The organism is Desulfovibrio aminophilus DSM 12254, from assembly GCF_000422565.1.
Lineage (GTDB): Bacteria > Desulfobacterota > Desulfovibrionia > Desulfovibrionales > Desulfovibrionaceae > Aminidesulfovibrio > Aminidesulfovibrio aminophilus.
The window spans coordinates 129,048-145,541 of the sequence record NZ_KE383877.1; the positions used below are offsets into that span (position 1 = coordinate 129,048).

General features: G+C 69.1%; 18 protein-coding genes. 5 read left to right on the forward strand and 13 right to left on the reverse strand.

Translation table 11 applies throughout. From position 1 onward, the window contains the following. Positions 1 to 85: 85 nt before the first annotated feature. From H587_RS21205 to H587_RS0116530, 4 genes are read right to left on the reverse strand one after another with little or no spacing between them, the layout of a single operon-like run. Positions 86 to 220, reverse strand: a complete 135-nt coding sequence (locus H587_RS21205; RefSeq protein WP_245560904.1) for a DUF3352 domain-containing protein — start codon at positions 218 to 220, stop codon at positions 86 to 88. Between the two features lie 10 nt (positions 221 to 230). After that, on the reverse strand, positions 231 to 2,804 hold the full coding sequence (locus tag H587_RS20035) for a hypothetical protein (RefSeq protein WP_051203104.1): 2,574 nt from the start codon (positions 2,802 to 2,804) through the stop codon (positions 231 to 233). A gap of 9 nt (positions 2,805 to 2,813) precedes the next feature. Next, positions 2,814 to 3,245: a hypothetical protein gene (locus H587_RS0116525; RefSeq protein WP_027177168.1), complete on the reverse strand. Its 432-nt coding sequence runs from the start codon at positions 3,243 to 3,245 to the stop codon at positions 2,814 to 2,816. Positions 3,246 to 3,286: 41 nt separating this feature from the next. Further along, positions 3,287 to 5,395, reverse strand: coding sequence for a phage tail protein (locus H587_RS0116530; protein WP_027177169.1), 2,109 nt, complete (start codon positions 5,393 to 5,395; stop codon positions 3,287 to 3,289). Positions 5,396 to 5,800: 405 nt separating this feature from the next. Between H587_RS0116530 and H587_RS19375 the strand changes: the two genes are divergently transcribed. Continuing rightward, the gene (locus tag H587_RS19375; protein WP_051203106.1) at positions 5,801 to 6,589 is read left to right on the forward strand and encodes a tetratricopeptide repeat protein; all 789 of its coding nucleotides are present in this window, start codon (positions 5,801 to 5,803) and stop codon (positions 6,587 to 6,589) included. 4 nt (positions 6,590 to 6,593) lie between these two features. Here H587_RS19375 and H587_RS0116540 read toward each other — a convergent pair whose 3' ends face one another. Beyond that, on the reverse strand, positions 6,594 to 6,788 hold the full coding sequence (locus H587_RS0116540) for a Trm112 family protein (RefSeq protein WP_027177170.1): 195 nt from the start codon (positions 6,786 to 6,788) through the stop codon (positions 6,594 to 6,596). 69 nt (positions 6,789 to 6,857) lie between these two features. Between H587_RS0116540 and H587_RS0116545 the strand changes: the two genes are divergently transcribed. Both H587_RS0116545 and H587_RS20040 read left to right on the forward strand, forming a co-directional pair. Then, positions 6,858 to 7,322: a DUF3124 domain-containing protein gene (locus H587_RS0116545; protein WP_027177171.1), complete on the forward strand. Its 465-nt coding sequence runs from the start codon at positions 6,858 to 6,860 to the stop codon at positions 7,320 to 7,322. A 130-nt stretch (positions 7,323 to 7,452) separates the two neighbouring features. Further along, positions 7,453 to 9,333, forward strand: a complete 1,881-nt coding sequence (locus H587_RS20040; protein WP_169432803.1) for a sensor histidine kinase — start codon at positions 7,453 to 7,455, stop codon at positions 9,331 to 9,333. A gap of 248 nt (positions 9,334 to 9,581) precedes the next feature. Here the strand turns inward: H587_RS20040 and H587_RS0116555 are convergent, their stop codons facing one another. Both H587_RS0116555 and H587_RS0116560 read right to left on the reverse strand, forming a co-directional pair. Then, the gene (locus H587_RS0116555) at positions 9,582 to 9,914 is read right to left on the reverse strand and encodes a HigA family addiction module antitoxin (RefSeq protein WP_027177172.1); all 333 of its coding nucleotides are present in this window, start codon (positions 9,912 to 9,914) and stop codon (positions 9,582 to 9,584) included. A gap of 12 nt (positions 9,915 to 9,926) precedes the next feature. After that, on the reverse strand, positions 9,927 to 10,208 hold the full coding sequence (locus tag H587_RS0116560; protein WP_027177173.1) for a type II toxin-antitoxin system RelE/ParE family toxin: 282 nt from the start codon (positions 10,206 to 10,208) through the stop codon (positions 9,927 to 9,929). Between the two features lie 155 nt (positions 10,209 to 10,363). Between H587_RS0116560 and H587_RS0116565 the strand changes: the two genes are divergently transcribed. Then, positions 10,364 to 10,708, forward strand: a complete 345-nt coding sequence (locus tag H587_RS0116565) for a DMT family protein (RefSeq protein WP_027177174.1) — start codon at positions 10,364 to 10,366, stop codon at positions 10,706 to 10,708. A gap of 254 nt (positions 10,709 to 10,962) precedes the next feature. Further along, complete coding sequence (locus tag H587_RS19385) at positions 10,963 to 11,661, forward strand: Abi family protein (RefSeq protein WP_051203110.1); 699 nt, start codon at positions 10,963 to 10,965, stop codon at positions 11,659 to 11,661. 191 nt (positions 11,662 to 11,852) lie between these two features. Here H587_RS19385 and H587_RS0116575 read toward each other — a convergent pair whose 3' ends face one another. The 6 genes from H587_RS0116575 to H587_RS0116605 all read right to left on the reverse strand — a co-directional run bounded on the left by H587_RS0116575 (position 11,853) and on the right by H587_RS0116605 (position 16,396). Then, a complete protein-coding gene (locus tag H587_RS0116575) occupies positions 11,853 to 12,638 on the reverse strand; it encodes a hypothetical protein (protein WP_027177175.1) in 786 nt (261 codons plus the stop codon). Positions 12,639 to 12,912: 274 nt separating this feature from the next. Further along, the gene (locus H587_RS0116585) at positions 12,913 to 13,161 is read right to left on the reverse strand and encodes a Bbp19 family protein (protein WP_027177176.1); all 249 of its coding nucleotides are present in this window, start codon (positions 13,159 to 13,161) and stop codon (positions 12,913 to 12,915) included. 301 nt (positions 13,162 to 13,462) lie between these two features. Then, positions 13,463 to 14,482 carry a type I glyceraldehyde-3-phosphate dehydrogenase gene (gap, locus tag H587_RS0116590; protein WP_027177177.1) on the reverse strand — a complete coding sequence of 340 codons (1,020 nt, stop codon included), beginning with the start codon at positions 14,480 to 14,482 and terminating at the stop codon, positions 13,463 to 13,465. Between the two features lie 164 nt (positions 14,483 to 14,646). After that, the gene (locus H587_RS0116595; protein WP_027177178.1) at positions 14,647 to 15,204 is read right to left on the reverse strand and encodes a GAF domain-containing protein; all 558 of its coding nucleotides are present in this window, start codon (positions 15,202 to 15,204) and stop codon (positions 14,647 to 14,649) included. A gap of 122 nt (positions 15,205 to 15,326) precedes the next feature. Then, positions 15,327 to 15,659 (reverse strand): PilZ domain-containing protein, encoded by a 333-nt coding sequence (locus H587_RS0116600; RefSeq protein ID WP_027177179.1) that lies wholly within the window; start codon positions 15,657 to 15,659, stop codon positions 15,327 to 15,329. After that, positions 15,656 to 16,396 carry a tetratricopeptide repeat protein gene (locus tag H587_RS0116605; RefSeq protein WP_027177180.1) on the reverse strand — a complete coding sequence of 247 codons (741 nt, stop codon included), beginning with the start codon at positions 16,394 to 16,396 and terminating at the stop codon, positions 15,656 to 15,658. The genes H587_RS0116600 and H587_RS0116605 overlap by 4 nt, the downstream gene beginning before the upstream one ends. Positions 16,397 to 16,494: the final 98 nt, after the last annotated feature.

Consider the following 16,494-nt stretch of genomic DNA (forward strand, 5'->3'; position numbering starts at 1 on the left):
CCTTTTTTTTTCGGGCCTACGCGCCCGTCCCCTTCACTTCCTTGTCGCCCGGCGTGGGGCCGGGCCTGGTCTCGATCCGCATGGTTCAGCCCTCCCTGACCCTGGCGGCGGCGTCGGTGAGCGCCCCGCCGATCTTCTTCCGCAGCCTGCCCCGCCAGACCCAGGCGGCCGCGAAACCGGCCAGGGCGGACACGACGGCGACGATGATGAGACTCAACATGATTCCCTCCTTACTTGCTCTTGAAGTAGTTGGCCGCCTGGAAGACCTTGACGGCCTTGCTGTTGTGCGTGGTGAGCTTGAGTTGCGCGGCCGTGCCGGGCGTGGCGCTCATGTCCAGTTCCCCGCGCACGAGGACGCGCGTGGCGTCGTAGGCGCTGTCCGGGACAAGCGGCACCTGGGTGTAGGCCCCGGTCCCGCGCTTCATCCACGCCTTGAGGTCCGTGTCCAGGGTGATGTCGTCCACGGCCTGCATGACGAAGACCGCCCGGCCGATGTCCGGGTCAACGGCCTCGAAGGCGTTGAATTCGGCGGTGCCGACCCCAGTGGTCCGGTCCACGGTGAACCCGAGGGCGTTCAACTCGGGAGTGAACGCCGTGTCGGAGGTCGTCAGGGCCGCCATGACGTCCACGGTCGTGGTCGTGCCGGGGACGAACCCGGCCTGAGACGCCCACTGCGCCTGGGTCATTCCGGTGGCGTTCGTGGGGGTGCGGAGGGTTTCCTCGTAGAACTCCGCCTCATGCACGATGATGTTCCGGTTATCGACGCTGTACTGCATCGAGAATCCGTAGGTCGTGTAGTTCCCCCGCGCGGCCTTGGGGATGACCCATTCCTTCTTCTCGCCGTTCACCCAGGTCAGGCCCGACAGCGTGAGCAGCGTCGCCTTCGTCGTCCCGCCGTCATTGGAGCCGTAGATGGTCACGTTGGTGGGGCCGTAGGTGCCGCTGTCGCACCGCATCGTCGCCTTCCAGGCCCGCTTGGCGCTCGGCAGGGTGTATTGCAGCCAATCGGTGTTGACGTTGGAGGCGGTTTCCCAGCGCGTCGCGGTATCGTTGTCGAAGGCGTTGGCGGCGGGAGAGTAGGCCGTCCCTGAAGCCGCCGTCCCCCCGGCGCAGATGTCCGTGGTCCATTGGGCGTACTGCGGCACCAGGGGCCACTTGTTCTGCGCGTGGGCCGCCAGCGCCTCCTTGAAGGCGGTGAACTTGTCGTTGGCCGAGGCGTTGACCCATCCGACGGCGGGAACGAAATACTGCCAGACTCCGTTGTTCTCGTAGGTCAGACCTCTCCAGGTCGTTCCGGTCCAGACGAGGTAGTGCTTCCCGTTGAAGCTCACGGCCGCGTAGACGGCGCACCCGTCGGGGGTCGTCGCGTTCCCGGTCGCGGCCTTGAGCGCCGTCCAGTACGCCGCGTCCAGGGTCGGCAGGGAGAAGACGGCGAAGTCGTTCACCGGGTAGTCGGCCCGCTCGTACAGCCGGACTTCCGAGAGCCGCAGACTGTTGCTCGTGCCCGTGTTGGACAGGCAGCGCCAGAAGCGGTGCGCCCCGGCGGCGGTCCACATCTTGTCCGTCCAGCCGGTCTTGCCGTAGGTGGCGTCGGTCGCCACGCTGGTCCACGGGCCGGTGGATGCGTCCGCATAGGCCCAGGTGCAGACCGCGCCCGTGCCCGCCCCGGCCGGATAGCCGTACATCCCGGCCCCGGTGATGGTCCGCGCCACGCCGAGGTCGATGATGAAGCCGACACTGGCGGCGTTGAAGTACGGCCCGTTGTCGTCCGGCGTTCCACTGACAAGGTTGGCGAAGTAGGTCGTCCAGTCGGTCATGCCCACGTTGGAGAGCATGGTGGCGGTCAGCGCCGTCAGGACGTTCCCGCTCCCGGTCGTGTCGAGCTTCACGGCCCCGGCCCCGGCCGCGACGCCGCTTCCAACGGCCCCGGCGAGGTTCAGCGGGACGGCGAGGTTCGCGCCGCCAGGCGTGGGCTGGATGTATCCGGTGTCACCACTTTGGAACTCCATGCCCGTGAGCGCCACCTGTCCGGCGTCGGTCAGCGGGTCGAGCCAGCCATTCATGAGGATGGAGCGGTCGGTGTCGCCTGCCTGCACGGCCTGCTTCATCGCCAGGGACATGAGGCCGGTTTCCAGGGTGGAGAGGTCCGTCTTTCGAGCCAGGGTCGCGGGCTCCAGGCTCGCGGCCAGCGCCGCCGCCTCGTCGCGGGCGGCCTCGGCCCCCTGGCGGGCGGCCTGGGAGGCGTCGCGGGCGGTTTCGGCCCGGGTCACGGACTGCGCGGCCCGGGCCGCGTAACCCTGGGCCAGGGCGATCTCTCCGGCCTCCGGGCCGGGCTCCAGGGCCAGGCCGTCCGCGCCCCAGACCAGGGCCCGGCCCGGGGCGGGGTCGCCCAGGGAGAGCCCGCGCGCGGCGGCCGAGACCTTGACCAGCGGGGCCCGGGCGATCTTCTCGTCCAGGGCCTGGCAGATCATGGTCAGCTGGTCCAGGGCCGCCTCGTGGGTCTCGGCCGGGAAGGCGTCGTTCTCCTGGTAGTCCGTCTCCTGCACCAGGCGCGGCGCGCGCGTGAGGCTGAGCACCTCGCCCGCCGCCGGAGGCGTGTTCAGGCGGCAGGTTCCGCCCTGGGGCAGGCCCGCGCCGGTGATTTCATACTGCGCGCCCTCGGCCAGGACGCGTTCGCTCCCGTCCGCCGCCCGCAGGACCGCGGCCACGTCAGCCGGGACCAGGAAGCGGAAGGGCAGCGGGAACTCCCGCGTCTCGCCGTTGCCCGCGTAGCGGGCCGAGGAAAGGGTCGATGCGATGGTCATCATGCGCTCCTAGAAGAAAGGGTTGTCCCAGAGCCGCGAGCCCAGGGAAAGCAGTGATCCGCCGGAGCGCCGCCCGCGCAGCGTCTCGGCCCGCTCCCGGCCGGAACGCAGCAGGTCCTGGGCGCGGTCCTCGGTCCGGCTCCGCGCGTCCGCCTCGTCCTCGCCGTCCCGGGCCGCCTCGGCCTCCAGCGCCAGCAGCGGCGAGCCGGACAGGGCCAGTCCCGAACCGCCGATGAGGGTCATGCGCCGGGCCTTGTTCCGCCGCGCGCGGCGCGATACGGCGGCGGCCTCCTCGCGGCCCTGCTCCCGGGCCCGGGCCGCCTCCCGGCCCGCGTCGATCTCCGCGGCCTCGGCCCGATCGCGCAGTTCGTCGTCCTCCTCCGCCCGCCGGGCGAAATCCAGGCCCTGGCGGATCAGGCCCGCGCCCCCCTGACTCTTCATCGCTTCTCCTCCCACGGTGAACCTCCTTGCGTTCGTTGTGGTCATTCGTATTGCGCCAGCTCGGGAACGAGCATGAGCACGGTCATGGGCAGCGGCCGGTCGGCCTCCACCCGCACGCAGCCCTCCAGGTCCGAGCCCTGGGGGAACTTCACGGTCTTGTCTCCGCTCCAGAGCGCCGGGGCCCGGCCCATGCCGTCGGCCGCCCGGCGGAAGTGCATGGTCTCCATGCGGCCGCCCGGCGCGCCCAGCCTGCCGCCCAGGGTGCGGTAAAAACGCGCCGAGACCTGCACGATGCGCTTGCGCCGGGTCTGGGATGTGCCGGTCCCGCCTCCGGACTCCAGGCGCATGGTCGTCAGGGCCGAGGTGAACGGCAGGCCCGCGTGGACCACCCGCGCCGGACGGTCCAGCCGGATCGTGCCGTCGGCGGCCACCGCGCGCGGCGGCTGCACCGCCCCGTCGGCCAGCACGTCCACCGTCTCCCCGGCCAGGTGCTCCAGCCCGCCCAGAACCTCGGCGAGTTCGCCCCGCCAGGTCAGGCCGCAGTCCACGAAAAAGGCCTCCGCCGGGTCGTCGCCGGCGAGCCCGGCCTCCAGGGTCTCCACGAAGCGCCGGGTCCGGCCGCCGACCTCGCGGCGCACCACGACCCAGAGCCGTTCGCGGCCCTCCGCCGGGTCCGGGATCGCCGCCAGGGACTCGACGGCCCCGGCCGTGACCTGGCGGCTCCAGGCGAACACGTCCTGGCCGGGCTCGTAGGTCAGGGTCAGGAGCACGCCGTCGGCCCGCAGGCAGAAGAGCACCGGGTCCGGGTCGCGCACGAAGGCCAGCCCCGTGATCCCGCCCTCGGTGAGGTGTTCGGAGAGCAGCGTCAGGTCGCGCGAGCTGAGGCCGTCGGCCTCGAAGCTGTAGGACAGCTCCCGCAGCTTGCGGCCCGAGCGCTGGACGTAGAGCGTGCCCTGGCCCACGGATTCCGGCCGGACCCGCGCCGAGCCCGAGACCCCCTCCTGGGAGGCCTTGATGTTCAGCGGCGAGACCGCCCCGCCGTCGCCCCCGCTCACGGTCCATTCCCCGCCCGCCGTGCCGATCCAGAGCCGGGCCTTGGGCGCGAGGAACTCGATGGCGTTGGCCTGGGCCGCCGAAAGCGTGACCTCGATGCCGTCGTCGTCCAGCGGTCCCTGGCCCACGGGCGCGTCGATGCGGTCGCCCGGCGCGAACTCCTCCCAGAACTCCGCGCGCGGCGCCCCGGCCGCGTCGCGCACGGCCTCGATTTGGGCGGCCCCCGGCGCGTCCAGGGTCATGGCCACAGTCAGGTCGGAGGTCGCCGCCAGCCGGGTCAGCGCGCCCTTGTAGCGGTAGTAGCGGGTCTGCTCGCCCGAGGCGTCGCGGGCCTTGAGCGCCGAGCCGCCCTGGAACGAGGCGTCCCCGGCGTAGAGCGTGAACTGGTTTCCGCTCCGGCCGTCGGCCGCGCTTCCCGCGCCCTCGGCCAGCTCCACGTCGCGCCAGCCCTCCAGGGGAACCTCGCGCGTGGCCCGGCGCAGGTCGAAGAAGTCCCCGCTGCGCGAGAACCAGAGCGTGTTCGGGGCCTTGGGCGTGGCCGCCAGCACGAGCCGCTGCTCGTAGAAGCAGACCGCCGTGGGCCAGTTCCCCTCGCCCCAGGACTCCGGGCGGCCCGTGAACGCGGCCTCGGCCAGGGTCCATTCCGCGTGGCCCGAACGCGTCAGGGTGCGCGGGGCGTGGTCCGGGTGGACCAGGAACAGGGTGTCGTTGGACTGGGTCCAGCGCAGCCGGGCGAAGTCCTTCCGGCGGTACGGGGTCTCCAGCGCGAAGGCCGCGCCGTCCGCGCCCAGGACCAGGCCGCCGTCGCGGAAGACCCGCATCCGCCCGGTCCCGGCCGCGTCCTCGTGGAACTCCAGGACGTAGGCCTGTTCGGCGTTGAACTCGAAGGCCAGCAGCAGCGAGGGCTGGTCCGGGTTCCCGGCCTCGGCCGCCAGCCGCAGGCCGCCGCGCCGGGTCACTCCGCCGTGCGGATGCACGATGAAGTTCACCAGCTCGCGGCAGCCGTTGTAGTAGCGCGAGAGGTCCACCCGGCCCTCCAGCCGGGGCGACAGCTCGCCGGATGTGAAATTCGTCAGGGTCACGGTTCTCGGGCTCATCTCCGCCTCCTTTCTGGCGGAGCCTAGCCCCGGTTTTCCGCCCCCGCGAAGATCAGCGGCACATTTGCGGCTCTTTGCAGCGAATCAGCATATTGACCGGCTTCGCCGGTTTTCAGAAAAACGCCGAAATGGGCGTCTCTGCCGCCTTTCTATAAGCCCCCGAAGGGGGCGGTCCCCTTTCGCAGGACGGCAAAAGGGTGACAGAGGCCGTGGGGGCTGCGCGCCCCCACTCCCCGCGCCAGGACTGCGTCCTGGACCCGATAGCGGCGCGGCTTTTCCGAGCGGACGCCCGAAAGAGCCGCGCCACGGAGGTCCGGCAAGAAGGCGGGAGCCTCTTGGCTGTTCCATGACCCGGCGAAGCCTGGGGGGGTTTCGCGGGGGGGCGGGTTGGGCTAGGGTGGGGGCATGATGGTCAGGGTATTGGCCGCCGTGCTGGTGGCGGCGGCGCTTTTCTGCGGGTGGTCCTGCTCCGGCGGACGGGACAAGCCCATGACCCCGGAAGCGTTGCGTGAGCGCGCCGACAAGGGCGACGCCCAGGCCCAGGCGGCCCTGGGCGTGCTCTACTCCACGGGCCGGGGCCTGCCCCGGGACGACGCCGAGGCCGCGCGCTGGACCCGGCTGGCGGCGGACCAGGGCCTGGCCGAAGCCCAGTACCGCCTGGGCCTGATGTACGCCGAGGGCCGGGGCGTTCCGGCGGGAGAACCCTGGGAGACGGTGCGCCTGCTGCACGCGGCGGCGGCCCAGGGACATGCCGGGGCCGAGCTGGAGCTGGGCCGGATGTACCGCGAGGGCCGGGGCACGGACCGCGACCCGGCCGAGGCCGCGACCTGGCTCAAGCGGGCGGCCGTGCAGGGCGAGGTCGAGGCCCAGGTGCTCCTGGGCGGCATGTATCTCGAGGGCGAGGGCGTGGGGCGCGACCTGGCCGAGGCCAACCGCTGGTTCGGGGCCGCCGCCGAGCGCGGGGACGCCCGGGCCATGTACCAGCTCGGCCGCCTCTTCGCCGGGGGCCGCCTGGGCCGGGAGGACTCGGCCCAGGGCTACATGTGGTTCGTGCTGGCCGAGGAACGAGGGCTGGAGGAAGCCGGGCTGGCGCGGGAGCAGATGGACCGCGACCTGGACGAGGCCGCGCGGCGCGAGGCGCTCGATCTGGCCGAACGCTGGCGCGCGGCGGCTCCGGGACGGCGGGTGCGCTAGACGGTCAGGCGGGCTTGGAGCCGGTCCACTTGGCCAGGGGCGCGGCCTCGTCGGTGAGCATGACCGGAATCTCGTCCTTGATCGGGTAGACCAGGGCGCAGGACTCGCAGAGCAGGCCGTCGGAGGCCGGGAGCAGAACGAGCTTGCCCTTGCAGAGCGGGCAGGCCAGAATATCCAGAAGGTCTTTGTGCAACGTCATGGGAGTCACCTCCCGGAAAGTGTAGCCGCAAGCCCGTCCGGGCGCAAGCCGGACGCATCAGGAGTCGCCATGAGACACCGCATCGCCTCCCTCGCCCTCATCGCCGTTTTCTGCCTGGCCGCGACGGCCCTGGCCGGGTCGCCGCGCGCCAAGGGCCAGACCGTCTACGTGCCGCTCTACTCCCACGTCTACCAGGGCCTGCGCGACCGGCCCTTCGACCTCTCGGCCACCCTGAGCGTGCGCAACACCGACGCCGATCATCCCATCACCCTGCTCTTCGTGGACTACTACGACACGGCGGGCAAGCCCGTGCGCCGCTACCTGGAGAAGGCCGAGAGCGTGCCGCCGCTGGGCACCCGCGAGTTCCTGGTCAGCGAGAAGGATTCGGCCGGGGGCTCCGGGGCCAAGTTCCTGGTGCGCTGGACCTCGGACCGGCCCGTGCCGCCGCCGGTGGTCGAGGCGGTCATGATCGGCACCGCCAACTCCCAGGGCATCTCCTTCCTCTCCACCGGCCGGGTCATCACCGAGGAGTAGCTTCCGGCCGGACATTCCACGACGGCGTCGGCCGCCGCCAACTCCCGGCGGGTTTTAGAACCTGTCGTCCGACCCTTGTCTTTCCGCTCCCTTGGGGGCAAGGTGTGAGATGGAGGCGAAAAACATACCGGTGAGCGACGCCGACGGACCGAACGCGAACCAGGTGGAGTTCATGAAGCTCCTGGTCCAGGGAAACGGCTCCGACCTCTCCCTGTTCCGGACCTTTTTCGACGCCCACGCCGCGCCCATGGCCCTCATCGATCCCGAGAGCGGGACCGTGGTCGGGGCCAACCGCGCGGCCCACGAATTCTACGGCCTCAGCGAGGAGCAGAGCCGCGGCCTCTCGGTCTGGGACATCACCACCACGCCCCTGGAGGAGGTCCGCAGAACCATCAAGCGCCTCATGAGCGACAGCGGCGGCCGGATCGAGGCCCTGCACCTCACCGGCCAGGGCGGCGCCCGCTGCGTGGAGGTTCTGGCCAGCCCGGTGGAGATCAAGGACCGCCGCCTCCTGCTCTGCGTCATCCACGACGTCACCGAGTCCCGCCGCGCCGAGGCCGAAGTCGAGCGCCAGCGCGTTCTGCGCCGGACCATGATCGACTCCGTGCGCGACGCCATCGCCCTCAAGGACGCCTCCTCGGTCTACCTGGCCGTGAACCGTTCCTTCCGCGAACTCCTCGGCCGCCCGGAATCCGAAATCCTGGGCCGCGACGACTCCGCCCTCTTCCCCCCGGCCCAGGCCGAAATCATGAAGCTCGACGACGGCCGCGTGCTCCTCACCGGCGAGAGCGTGACCCGCGACGACCGCCTGGACACCCCGGCCGGAGCCATCTGGACCTGCACCGTCAAGTCTCCGGTCCGCGACGACCAGGGCCGCGTCACCGGCATCGTCCTGGCCGTGCGCGACATCACCCGCCGCAAGCTGGCCGAGAACGCCCTGCGCAAGAGCGAGGAGGAGTTCCGGGCCATCGCGGACTACGGCCACGACTGGGAGTCCTGGCTCTCGCCCAAGGGCGCGCTGCTCTGGGTCAACCCCGCCGTGGAGCGCCACACCGGCTTCTCCGTGCTCGAATGCCTGGCCATGGCCGACTACCCCCTGCCCCTCGTGGACCCCGAGGACCGCGCGGCCCTGGGCGACGAGCTGCGCCGGGCCCGCGAGGAGCGGACCAGCGCGGGCGACCGCGTCTTCCGCGTGCGCCGCAAGGACGGCCGACGCCGCTACATGTCCGCCTCCTGGCAGCCCATCGAACGGGTCGGCGGCGCCTACGCCGGACTGCGCCTCTCGGCCCACGACTTCACCGACCGCCGGCAGGCCGACCTTCTGCGCGAGGACATCGAGCGCATCGTGCGCCACGACCTCAAGGGCCCCCTCTCCTCCCTGCTCATGACCCCCACGGTCCTGCGCCAGGAAGGCCCGGTCAACGACCGCCAGGAGGTCATCCTCAAGGAGCTGGAGCGCTCCGCCCAGCGCCTCCTGACCATGATCGACCGTTCCCTGGATCTCTACAAGATGGAGACCGGCGTCTACCAGCTCGCGCCCGAGACCCTCGACCTCGCGGCCCTGGTCCGCGACGCCCTGGAGGACGCCCGCCTGGCGGCCCGGCCCTCCTGCCGCTGGACCCTGCTCGTGGACGGCCTGCCCGACGACGGCCGGGCCTTCGCCATCCGGGGCGAGGAACGCCTCCTGCGCACCCTGCTCGACAACCTGGCCCGCAACGCCTTCGAGGCCTCGCCCGAGGACGCGGCCGTGGTGGCCGCCCTCTTCCGCCGCCCCGGCTCCGTGGTCCTGGAGATCGCCAACCAGGGCGAAATCCCCAAGGAAATCCGCGACCGCCTCTTCGAAAAGTACGCCACCGCCGGAAAACTCCACGGCACCGGCCTCGGCGCGTACTCCGCACGCCTCGTGGCCCAGGCCCACGGCGGAACCATCGAGGCCGACTCCTCCAAGCCCGGCCGCGCCACCGTCCGCGTCACCCTCCCGGACCAGCCCGAACCAACGGCCTCGGCATAGGGCGGAGCCCTTCCCCCGTCCTTCTGGAATCCCCAGAAGAGGAAAGCCGGGGGCTGCGCGCCCCCTGGCCCCCGCGCCAGGGCACGGCCCTGGACCGATTAGTGGCGCGGCTTTTCCGGGCGGACACCCGAAAAACCCGCGCCACGGGGATCACGTGCAAAGGGATGAATGAGATTCAGTCTGGCAGTCGAAAGGCGGGCGTCAAGGCGGGGGAAAATTCAGCGCAGATATTCACAATTCCCCCCGGATCAGCCCGTTGCGCCTTCGGTTTCCCGCTCCGTCCGGGCCAAGGGGCGGATATCCTCCGCCAGACGCTCGAAGAGCCCCTCGTCCTCGGCGACTTCCAGATCGTACTGCGTCTGGAGGTTCATCCAGAACGCCGTGCTGACCCCGAAGAACCGGGCCAGACGGGCCGCGGTGTCCAGGGTGATGCCGCGTCTGCCGTGCACCAGGTCATGCACCCGCTGGTTCGGGATGCGCAACTCGATGGCCAGGGCGCTCTGCGAGAGCCCGAGCGGCTTCATGAACTCTTCCAGCAGGATTTCCCCCGGATGCACCGGGGCCATGATCTTCTTGCCCATACTGGACGCTCCTCAGTGGTAGTCCACTATTTCAACCTCGTGGGCCCCGCCGTCCCTCCAGACGAAGCAGACGCGCCAGCGGTCGTTGAGCCGGATGCTGTACTGACCCGCCCGATCCCCTTTCAAGGGCTCCAGCCGGTTGCCCGGCGGATTGCGCAAATCGTCGAGGCTGTCCGCCGCCTGAAGCATCTGGAGCTTGCGATAGGCCACCCTCAGGATGTCCGCCGGAAGCCGCCGGACCTGTTCGCGGCGAAACAGCGCCTCCGTCTCCTTGCACCTGAAGGACATTATCATGAGCGATATATATTCATGAAAAGAGTACACGTCAACCGTGTTAGCCCGAATGGCGAAGCCACGAGGCCGGACGGAGAGACGAAAGCATCTTGGCGTTTCCGGAAGCCGCCGAAGGCGGTTGACGAGGAGGGGGAGGCGGGAATAGAGAGCGCGGCATGAGTACTGTGTTGCTGCGCACGACGGTGCTGCTGGCCCTGTCCAACGTGTTCATGACCGTGGCCTGGTACGCGCATCTGAAGAACCTGGCCCAGCGGCCCTGGTGGGTGGCGGCGCTGCTCAGCTGGGGCGTGGCCCTGTTCGAATACCTGATCCAGGTTCCGGCCAACCGCATCGGCTACACCGAGCTCACCCTGCCCCAGCTCAAGATCCTCCAGGAAGTCATCAGCCTGTCCGTGTTCGCGCCCTTCGCCCTGTTCTACATGGGCCAGCCCCTCAAGCTCGACTACCTCTGGGCCTGCCTCTGCCTCCTCGGCGCGGTCTACTTCATCTTCCGCTCCTAGCGGCTTCGCCGCGTTCTAGAAAGACGGAGAGACGAAAGCCTCTTGGCGTTTCCGTGAACCCCACGAAGGGGGACAACCCCCTGTCGGACTTGCATAATGTCCAGAAATCCAATTAAAAAGGCCGACGTGCTTCGCGCGCGTCGGCCTGGTTCGTCAATACCCCGGCGCCGTCACCGGCAATCAGCGAGGAACGGCTGGCCGGGAGAGGGAATTCCGGGGACTTCTGAAAAAAGAAATAATCTCGGGAGCGCCGTTTGGCAACCCTTTTTTATGAATCGCTCACCCGCAGCATCTCCACGGAGAGGTTGGCGGCTTACAAAGTATACCCGTGCGAACCGAAGCAGCAGGTCTTCGAACGTTACTTCTGGAATCTAGCCCTGGCGAGGGATTTCTACCCTCTTCTGCAGAACCTTGAAATATCGCTGCGCAACAACATCAACTCCGAGGCGGCGCGCTTGTATCGCACGGAGTATTGGTTCGACCTGCCCTTCATGCGCGACAGGCAGGCTGACGAGGTGCGGAACGCCCGGGATACTGTCGCCAGATATAAAGGGATCGCCCCACCGCGGGTCAACGCTGGGGCAATCATCGCGGAACTGAATTTCGGGTTTTGGGTCAATCTGTTCAATCGCCCATACAGCGGTTTTTTCACCAAGATATCGTCCGGCGTGTTTTCCAGCGTCCCAAAATCGCTGCGGACGATCATCTTTCTCAGAGCCAGGCTGGACAACATCCGCCGCTTCAGGAACAGGGTTTTCCATCACGAGCCGATTTGGAACAATCCGAAGCTCACCGATATGCATAATGAAATACTGGAAACGATCTATTGGATCGATCCTGTATTATATGACATCACGCACACCATGAGCAGCTTCAAGGATACGCTCGCCGCCGGAATCCAACCCCTCGGAACCGAACGAAACCGACGCGCAAGCCGCCCCTCCGCATCGTAAAACCACAGCGGCTTCGCCGGTCTATGGAAAGACGGAGAGACGAAAGCCTCTTGGCGTTTCTGTACGCCCCCGAGGGGGGGGCGGCGAAGCCGGGGGGCGGTCAAAAGCCCCAGGAACAAGGCGTGAGCCAAGGGCAGGCCCGACGCGTAGTCCGACCTACGCGAGGGGCTGCCCTTGGCGAAGCAACGCGGTTACTGGGAGCTTTTCACCGCCCCTCCGTATTGCCCCGGATACAAGTGCCGGAACCCCTCGTCGACCTGGCGCACGAAGGCGGGATCGCGGCTGCTGGGGTCGAAGTAGCGCGGATCGCGGATCATCTCGCGCAGCCGGTCAAGGTTCAGGCCGTCGGCCTCGCGCGCGCCGGAGTCGCGCATGCGGCCCTCCAGGAGCAGCGGGGCCACGCGGGCCAGGGCCTCGGCCACCACGGCGCTGTCGCCCGCGCCCGTGGATTCGAGAATCTCCAGCAGTTCCTCGCCGCCCAGGCTCATGGCGGCCCGGCGGGCGCTCTCCAGCACGCGGGAGGCCTCGGGGCCGTGGTTCTTGCGCAGACGGCCCAGCTCGGCCTCGCGGGCCTTGCGGCTCTTGTCGCGCGAGGCGCGCACGGCCGCCACGTTCAGGGGCACGAACCACTCGTAGAGCCCGCGCACCTGGTCCGGGCTCAGGGCCAGCTCCAGGGCCTTGGCCTTGTAGGCGTCGAGCACGCCCTGGTCCGGCTCGAAGTCCTCGTCCAGGAGCAGGTCCGGCAGCTCGTAGTCCTCCGGCCCCCGGGGCTGGGCCGGGGCCTCGGCCTCGCGGCGGCCCAGAAGCCGCTGGGCGTGGACCAGGGCCTTCACGGCCTCGTCCTTGCTGCGGTACTTGGCCAGCCCGGGGTGCTCGCGCAGGGGGATTTCGCGCTCGCGGCCGTCGTCGCCGCGCCAGGGCGCGAGCCATTCCTCCGGCAGGGTCGAACGCCAGTCAACCTCGTTCCTCATGTCCATGTGGTCCTCCTTGGAATCGGCCCGGACGTGCGCCGGAAATCCGTCGCGAGGCCCCATGCCCCGCGCCGTCTCCCGGGTATGCCGTCCGGCAGCCGTTGATGCTCAAAGGTTTTCCGTTTCGGCACGGGTTTGGCAAAGCCTCGGCCAGACAAGGAGGTCGCCCATGACCCGTCTCTTCCGTGGCTTGTCCCTGGGCGTGGTTCTCTTTCTCGCCGTGCTGGCCTTCAACACCTGGGTCTCGATGGTCCAGGGCATGTACCCCCCGCGCTGACGCTCACGCGCCGCGTCCGCCGTCCAGGGGGCCGAAGCCGTCCGGGTCGAGCATGCGCTCCACCCGCAGGTAGAGGCCGCGGCGTCCCTGGTTGAAGGCCGCCCTGCAGGGGTCCGGGTCGAAGGTCGAGGCCCGGGCGAAGCCCTGCCCCGCCAAGTCCTCCAGCACCTTCCGGCCGTCCGGGCAGTCGAAGAGTCGGACGTAGGCCTGACGCAATTCCCTCGCCGCTTCCGAATCCGCGTTCCGTTCCATGCGAACCTCCTTGGTCCGGCCCGAGCCTAGCCCCGGTTTTCCGGCCGCGCGGAGATCAGCATGGAATTGACGGCTCTTTTCAGCGAATTGACATCTTGACGGGCCACGTCCTGTGGCCCGCCCTTCGGGCCGCCAGAGGAGCCGGCGCTCCCCTTTTGCTGTCCTGCAAAAGGGTGACCACCTTCGGCGGTCTTCAGAAACGCAAAAAGGCGGAGAGGCTTTCACCTCCCCGCCTTCGGCGGTCCACGGAACGGCCGCGAGACTTTCGTCTCTCCGTCTTTCTATGAAGCGGCGAAGCCGCCTAGAAGCCGCCCCGGTCCTTCATGATCTTGGCCAGGTCGGAGACGCGGCAGGAGTAGCCCCACTCGTTGTCGTACCAGACCACGAGCTTGGCCAGGTTCTTGTCCTGGACCCGGGTGTGCTCCTCCTCCACGATGCCCGAGCGGGCGTCGCCCTTGAAGTCCATGGAGACCAGCGGCCGGGTGTTGTAGCCCAGGATGCCCTTGAGCGGGCCCTCGCTGGCGGCCTTGAGCGCGGCGCGCAGGCCCTCGGTGTCGGTGTCGCGCTCCAGCACACAGGCCAGGTCCACCAGCGAGACCGTGGGCGTGGGCACGCGCAGGGAGTAGCCGTCGAAGCGGCCCTTGAGTTCCGGGATGACCAGGGCCACGGCCTTGGCCGCGCCGGTGGTCGTCGGGATGATGTTCAGGGCCGCGGCCCGGGCCCGGCGCAGATCCTTGTGCGGCAGGTCCAGGATGCGCTGGTCGTTGGTGTAGGAGTGGATGGTGCACATCAGGGCCGAACGGATGCCGAAGGCCTCGTGGATCACCTTGGCGGCCGGGGCCAGACAGTTGGTGGTGCAGGAGGCGTTGGACACGATGTGGTGCTTGTCCGGGTCATAGGCCTTCTCGTTCACGCCGATGACCACGGTCACGTCCTCTTCCTTGGCCGGGGCGGAGATGATGACCTTCTTCGCGCCCGCCTCCAGGTGGGCCTTGGCCTTGGGCCCGGTGGTGAAGATGCCCGTGGACTCGACCACCACGTCCACGCCCAGGTCGCCCCAGCGGCAGTCGCGGGGGTCGCGCTGGGACAGGCTCTTCAGGGTCCAGTCGCCGTAGGTGATGTCGCCCTCGACCACGGCGATGGGCACGCCGGTGTGGCCGTAGTTCGTGTCGAACTCCAGAAGGTGGGCGTTGGTGGCCACGTCGAAGAGGTCGTTGACGGCCACCACTTCCAGGTCGTCGTGCCAGCGCTCGTACATGGCCTTGACCACCTGGCGGCCGATGCGGCCGAAACCGTTGATGCCGACGCGCAGCTTGCTCATGGTTCAACTCCTAGCAGGTCGTTGCGGACGTCCCTTTGCACGGGCCGGTCAAAAAACGCGAGGGTGAGGCGCGACGAAAATTCGAGGCCGACGCGTATCTCGACATACGCGAGGATTCGGGTTTTTCGGAGCAACGCGGCCATCGCGGATTTTTCAGCGGCCCGCTAGTCGAAGGTCCGGTAGTCGAAGGAAAGAACGCTCTCATACTCGCGCTTGAGCGCCTGGTGCAGGCGGGCGTTCTCGATGGCCAGGGCGGAGAGCGCCGCGATGGAGGTCAGGAACTCCTCCTCCTCGGCGTTGAAGGTCCGCTTCTCGTCCGTGTACACGCGCATGACGCCCACGGGCTTGTCCTCCACCCGCAGCGGCACCACGAGCACCGAGACGATGCCCTCGTCCTTGGCCGCCTTGCCGTACTGGAAACGCGGGTCCGAGGAGGCGTCGGCCACCTGGACCACGCGGCCGGAGAGCACCTCGCGGTCCACGGCGGACTGGTCCAGGTCCACCGGACCCTTGCGCAGGTACTTGTTGGACAGGCCGAAACCGGCTCCGGGCATGAGCTGGCGGCCGGAACGATCCAGGAGCCGCAGGGAGCAGGCCTTGGCGTCCATGGCCTTGGCCGCGCACTCCACGATGGTCTTGAGCACCAGCTTGGGGTCCAGGCTGGAGTTGACGGCCATGGCCGCCGCATACAGGGAACGGTAGTAGGATTCGTAGCGATCCACCGGGAACCTCCTTGGGCTGGGGGGGCGGATGCCCGGATGCGTGGAAACGATACGGGAAATGGTATGCGCAAAGCCCGGGCCGGGTCAAGGCGCGGAAGACGACGGAAGCGTGACGCCCGCCCTCAGTCCAGGCAGCAGTCCTCGCGGATGCGCCGCAGGGTCACGGCGTCCAGCAGCTCCGGCCGCACGAGGCGCAGTCCGCAGTGCCCGCCGCCCACCCAGGCCACCTCGGCGTCCAGGCCGTCGAGCACCCAGGCCACGCACTCGTCGCAATCCGAGATGCGCAGGCGTTCGCCGGGCGCGGGCAGGTAGCCGTCCGGCGGCAGCTCCAGACGCAGGCCGCCGAGGCAGACGTCGCGCACGATGGCCACGAAGGCCCTGCCGTCCCCTGGGGTCACGTCGCAGAAAAGGGGCGCGTCCAGGGTCACGCGTTCGTGCTTGCGGCGTTCGGTCATAGGCCCTCCACGATGAACGGTCCACTCGGCGGCGCGCCCTTGCCGGTGTCCAGAAAACGCAGGAAGCGACGCGCCGGATCGAGGTTCGGGTTCAGCCGCAGGGCCTTCTCCAGGCAGCGGCGGCAGCCCGCCTCGTCCTTCTTTTCATAATACGCCCGGGCGAGGTTGAAATGCAAATGGTCGTCGCGAGGGGACATTTCCAGGGCCTTCTCCAAAAACAGCACGGCCCGGGCGGCCTGGCCGTCCTTGCGCAGGCTCACGCCCTCGCCGTTCAGGTCGTGGGCCGCGCGCTCCTCGAACTCCACCGCCCCGGAGGGCAGGGCGGCCAGGAGCATCCGCGCCACCTGGATATCGTCGGCCTGGGCCTCGAGCTCCTCCCCGATGGACAGGGCCTTGAGCGCCTGGGTCTCCTCGGGAGAAAGATGGTCCAGGGCCCTCGATCCTCCGAGGATCTCCAGCTTGTCGCGCAGCCCCGCCAGCACCGGCAGGAGATGGTCGCGGAAGATTTCCGGGGCGGGCTCGTAGCCGCGCAGCAGGTCCGCGCGCGTCAGCGGCAGACGCACCTCGCCGGGCAGCTTGCGCTCGTTGAGCGCCAGGGCCAGGCAGCCGGATTCGTCCAGGCGCAGCACGAGCCAGTGGATGCGCTGGACGAAATCCCTGGTCGTGGCCGCGCCGCGTCCGGCCCTCTGCTCCCGCTCGGTGGTGAAGACCCCGAGTATGGCGGGACAGCTTCTCATGATTCCCTCCTCGCCCCCGGCAAGGTTTCGGCTCCATGATAGCAAAGCCCGCGACCGTCCGCCGCCGCGCCCGGCGAATTATCATGCCCGGGCCGGAA

Coding starts and splice junctions, on each gene's coding strand:
- H587_RS21205 (WP_245560904.1), bottom strand. CDS start 220: ATGTTGAGTCTCATCATCGTCGCCGTCGTGTCCGCCCTGGCCGGTTTC.
- H587_RS20035 (WP_051203104.1), bottom strand. CDS start 2,804: ATGACCATCGCATCGACCCTTTCCTCGGCCCGCTACGCGGGCAACGGC.
- H587_RS0116525 (WP_027177168.1), bottom strand. CDS start 3,245: ATGAAGAGTCAGGGGGGCGCGGGCCTGATCCGCCAGGGCCTGGATTTC.
- H587_RS0116530 (WP_027177169.1), bottom strand. CDS start 5,395: ATGAGCCCGAGAACCGTGACCCTGACGAATTTCACATCCGGCGAGCTG.
- H587_RS19375 (WP_051203106.1), top strand. CDS start 5,801: ATGATGGTCAGGGTATTGGCCGCCGTGCTGGTGGCGGCGGCGCTTTTC.
- H587_RS0116540 (WP_027177170.1), bottom strand. CDS start 6,788: ATGACGTTGCACAAAGACCTTCTGGATATTCTGGCCTGCCCGCTCTGC.
- H587_RS0116545 (WP_027177171.1), top strand. CDS start 6,858: ATGAGACACCGCATCGCCTCCCTCGCCCTCATCGCCGTTTTCTGCCTG.
- H587_RS0116555 (WP_027177172.1), bottom strand. CDS start 9,914: ATGGGCAAGAAGATCATGGCCCCGGTGCATCCGGGGGAAATCCTGCTG.
- H587_RS0116560 (WP_027177173.1), bottom strand. CDS start 10,208: ATGATAATGTCCTTCAGGTGCAAGGAGACGGAGGCGCTGTTTCGCCGC.
- H587_RS0116565 (WP_027177174.1), top strand. CDS start 10,364: ATGAGTACTGTGTTGCTGCGCACGACGGTGCTGCTGGCCCTGTCCAAC.
- H587_RS0116575 (WP_027177175.1), bottom strand. CDS start 12,638: ATGGACATGAGGAACGAGGTTGACTGGCGTTCGACCCTGCCGGAGGAA.
- H587_RS0116585 (WP_027177176.1), bottom strand. CDS start 13,161: ATGGAACGGAACGCGGATTCGGAAGCGGCGAGGGAATTGCGTCAGGCC.
- gap (WP_027177177.1), bottom strand. CDS start 14,482: ATGAGCAAGCTGCGCGTCGGCATCAACGGTTTCGGCCGCATCGGCCGC.
- H587_RS0116600 (WP_027177179.1), bottom strand. CDS start 15,659: ATGACCGAACGCCGCAAGCACGAACGCGTGACCCTGGACGCGCCCCTT.
- H587_RS0116605 (WP_027177180.1), bottom strand. CDS start 16,396: ATGAGAAGCTGTCCCGCCATACTCGGGGTCTTCACCACCGAGCGGGAG.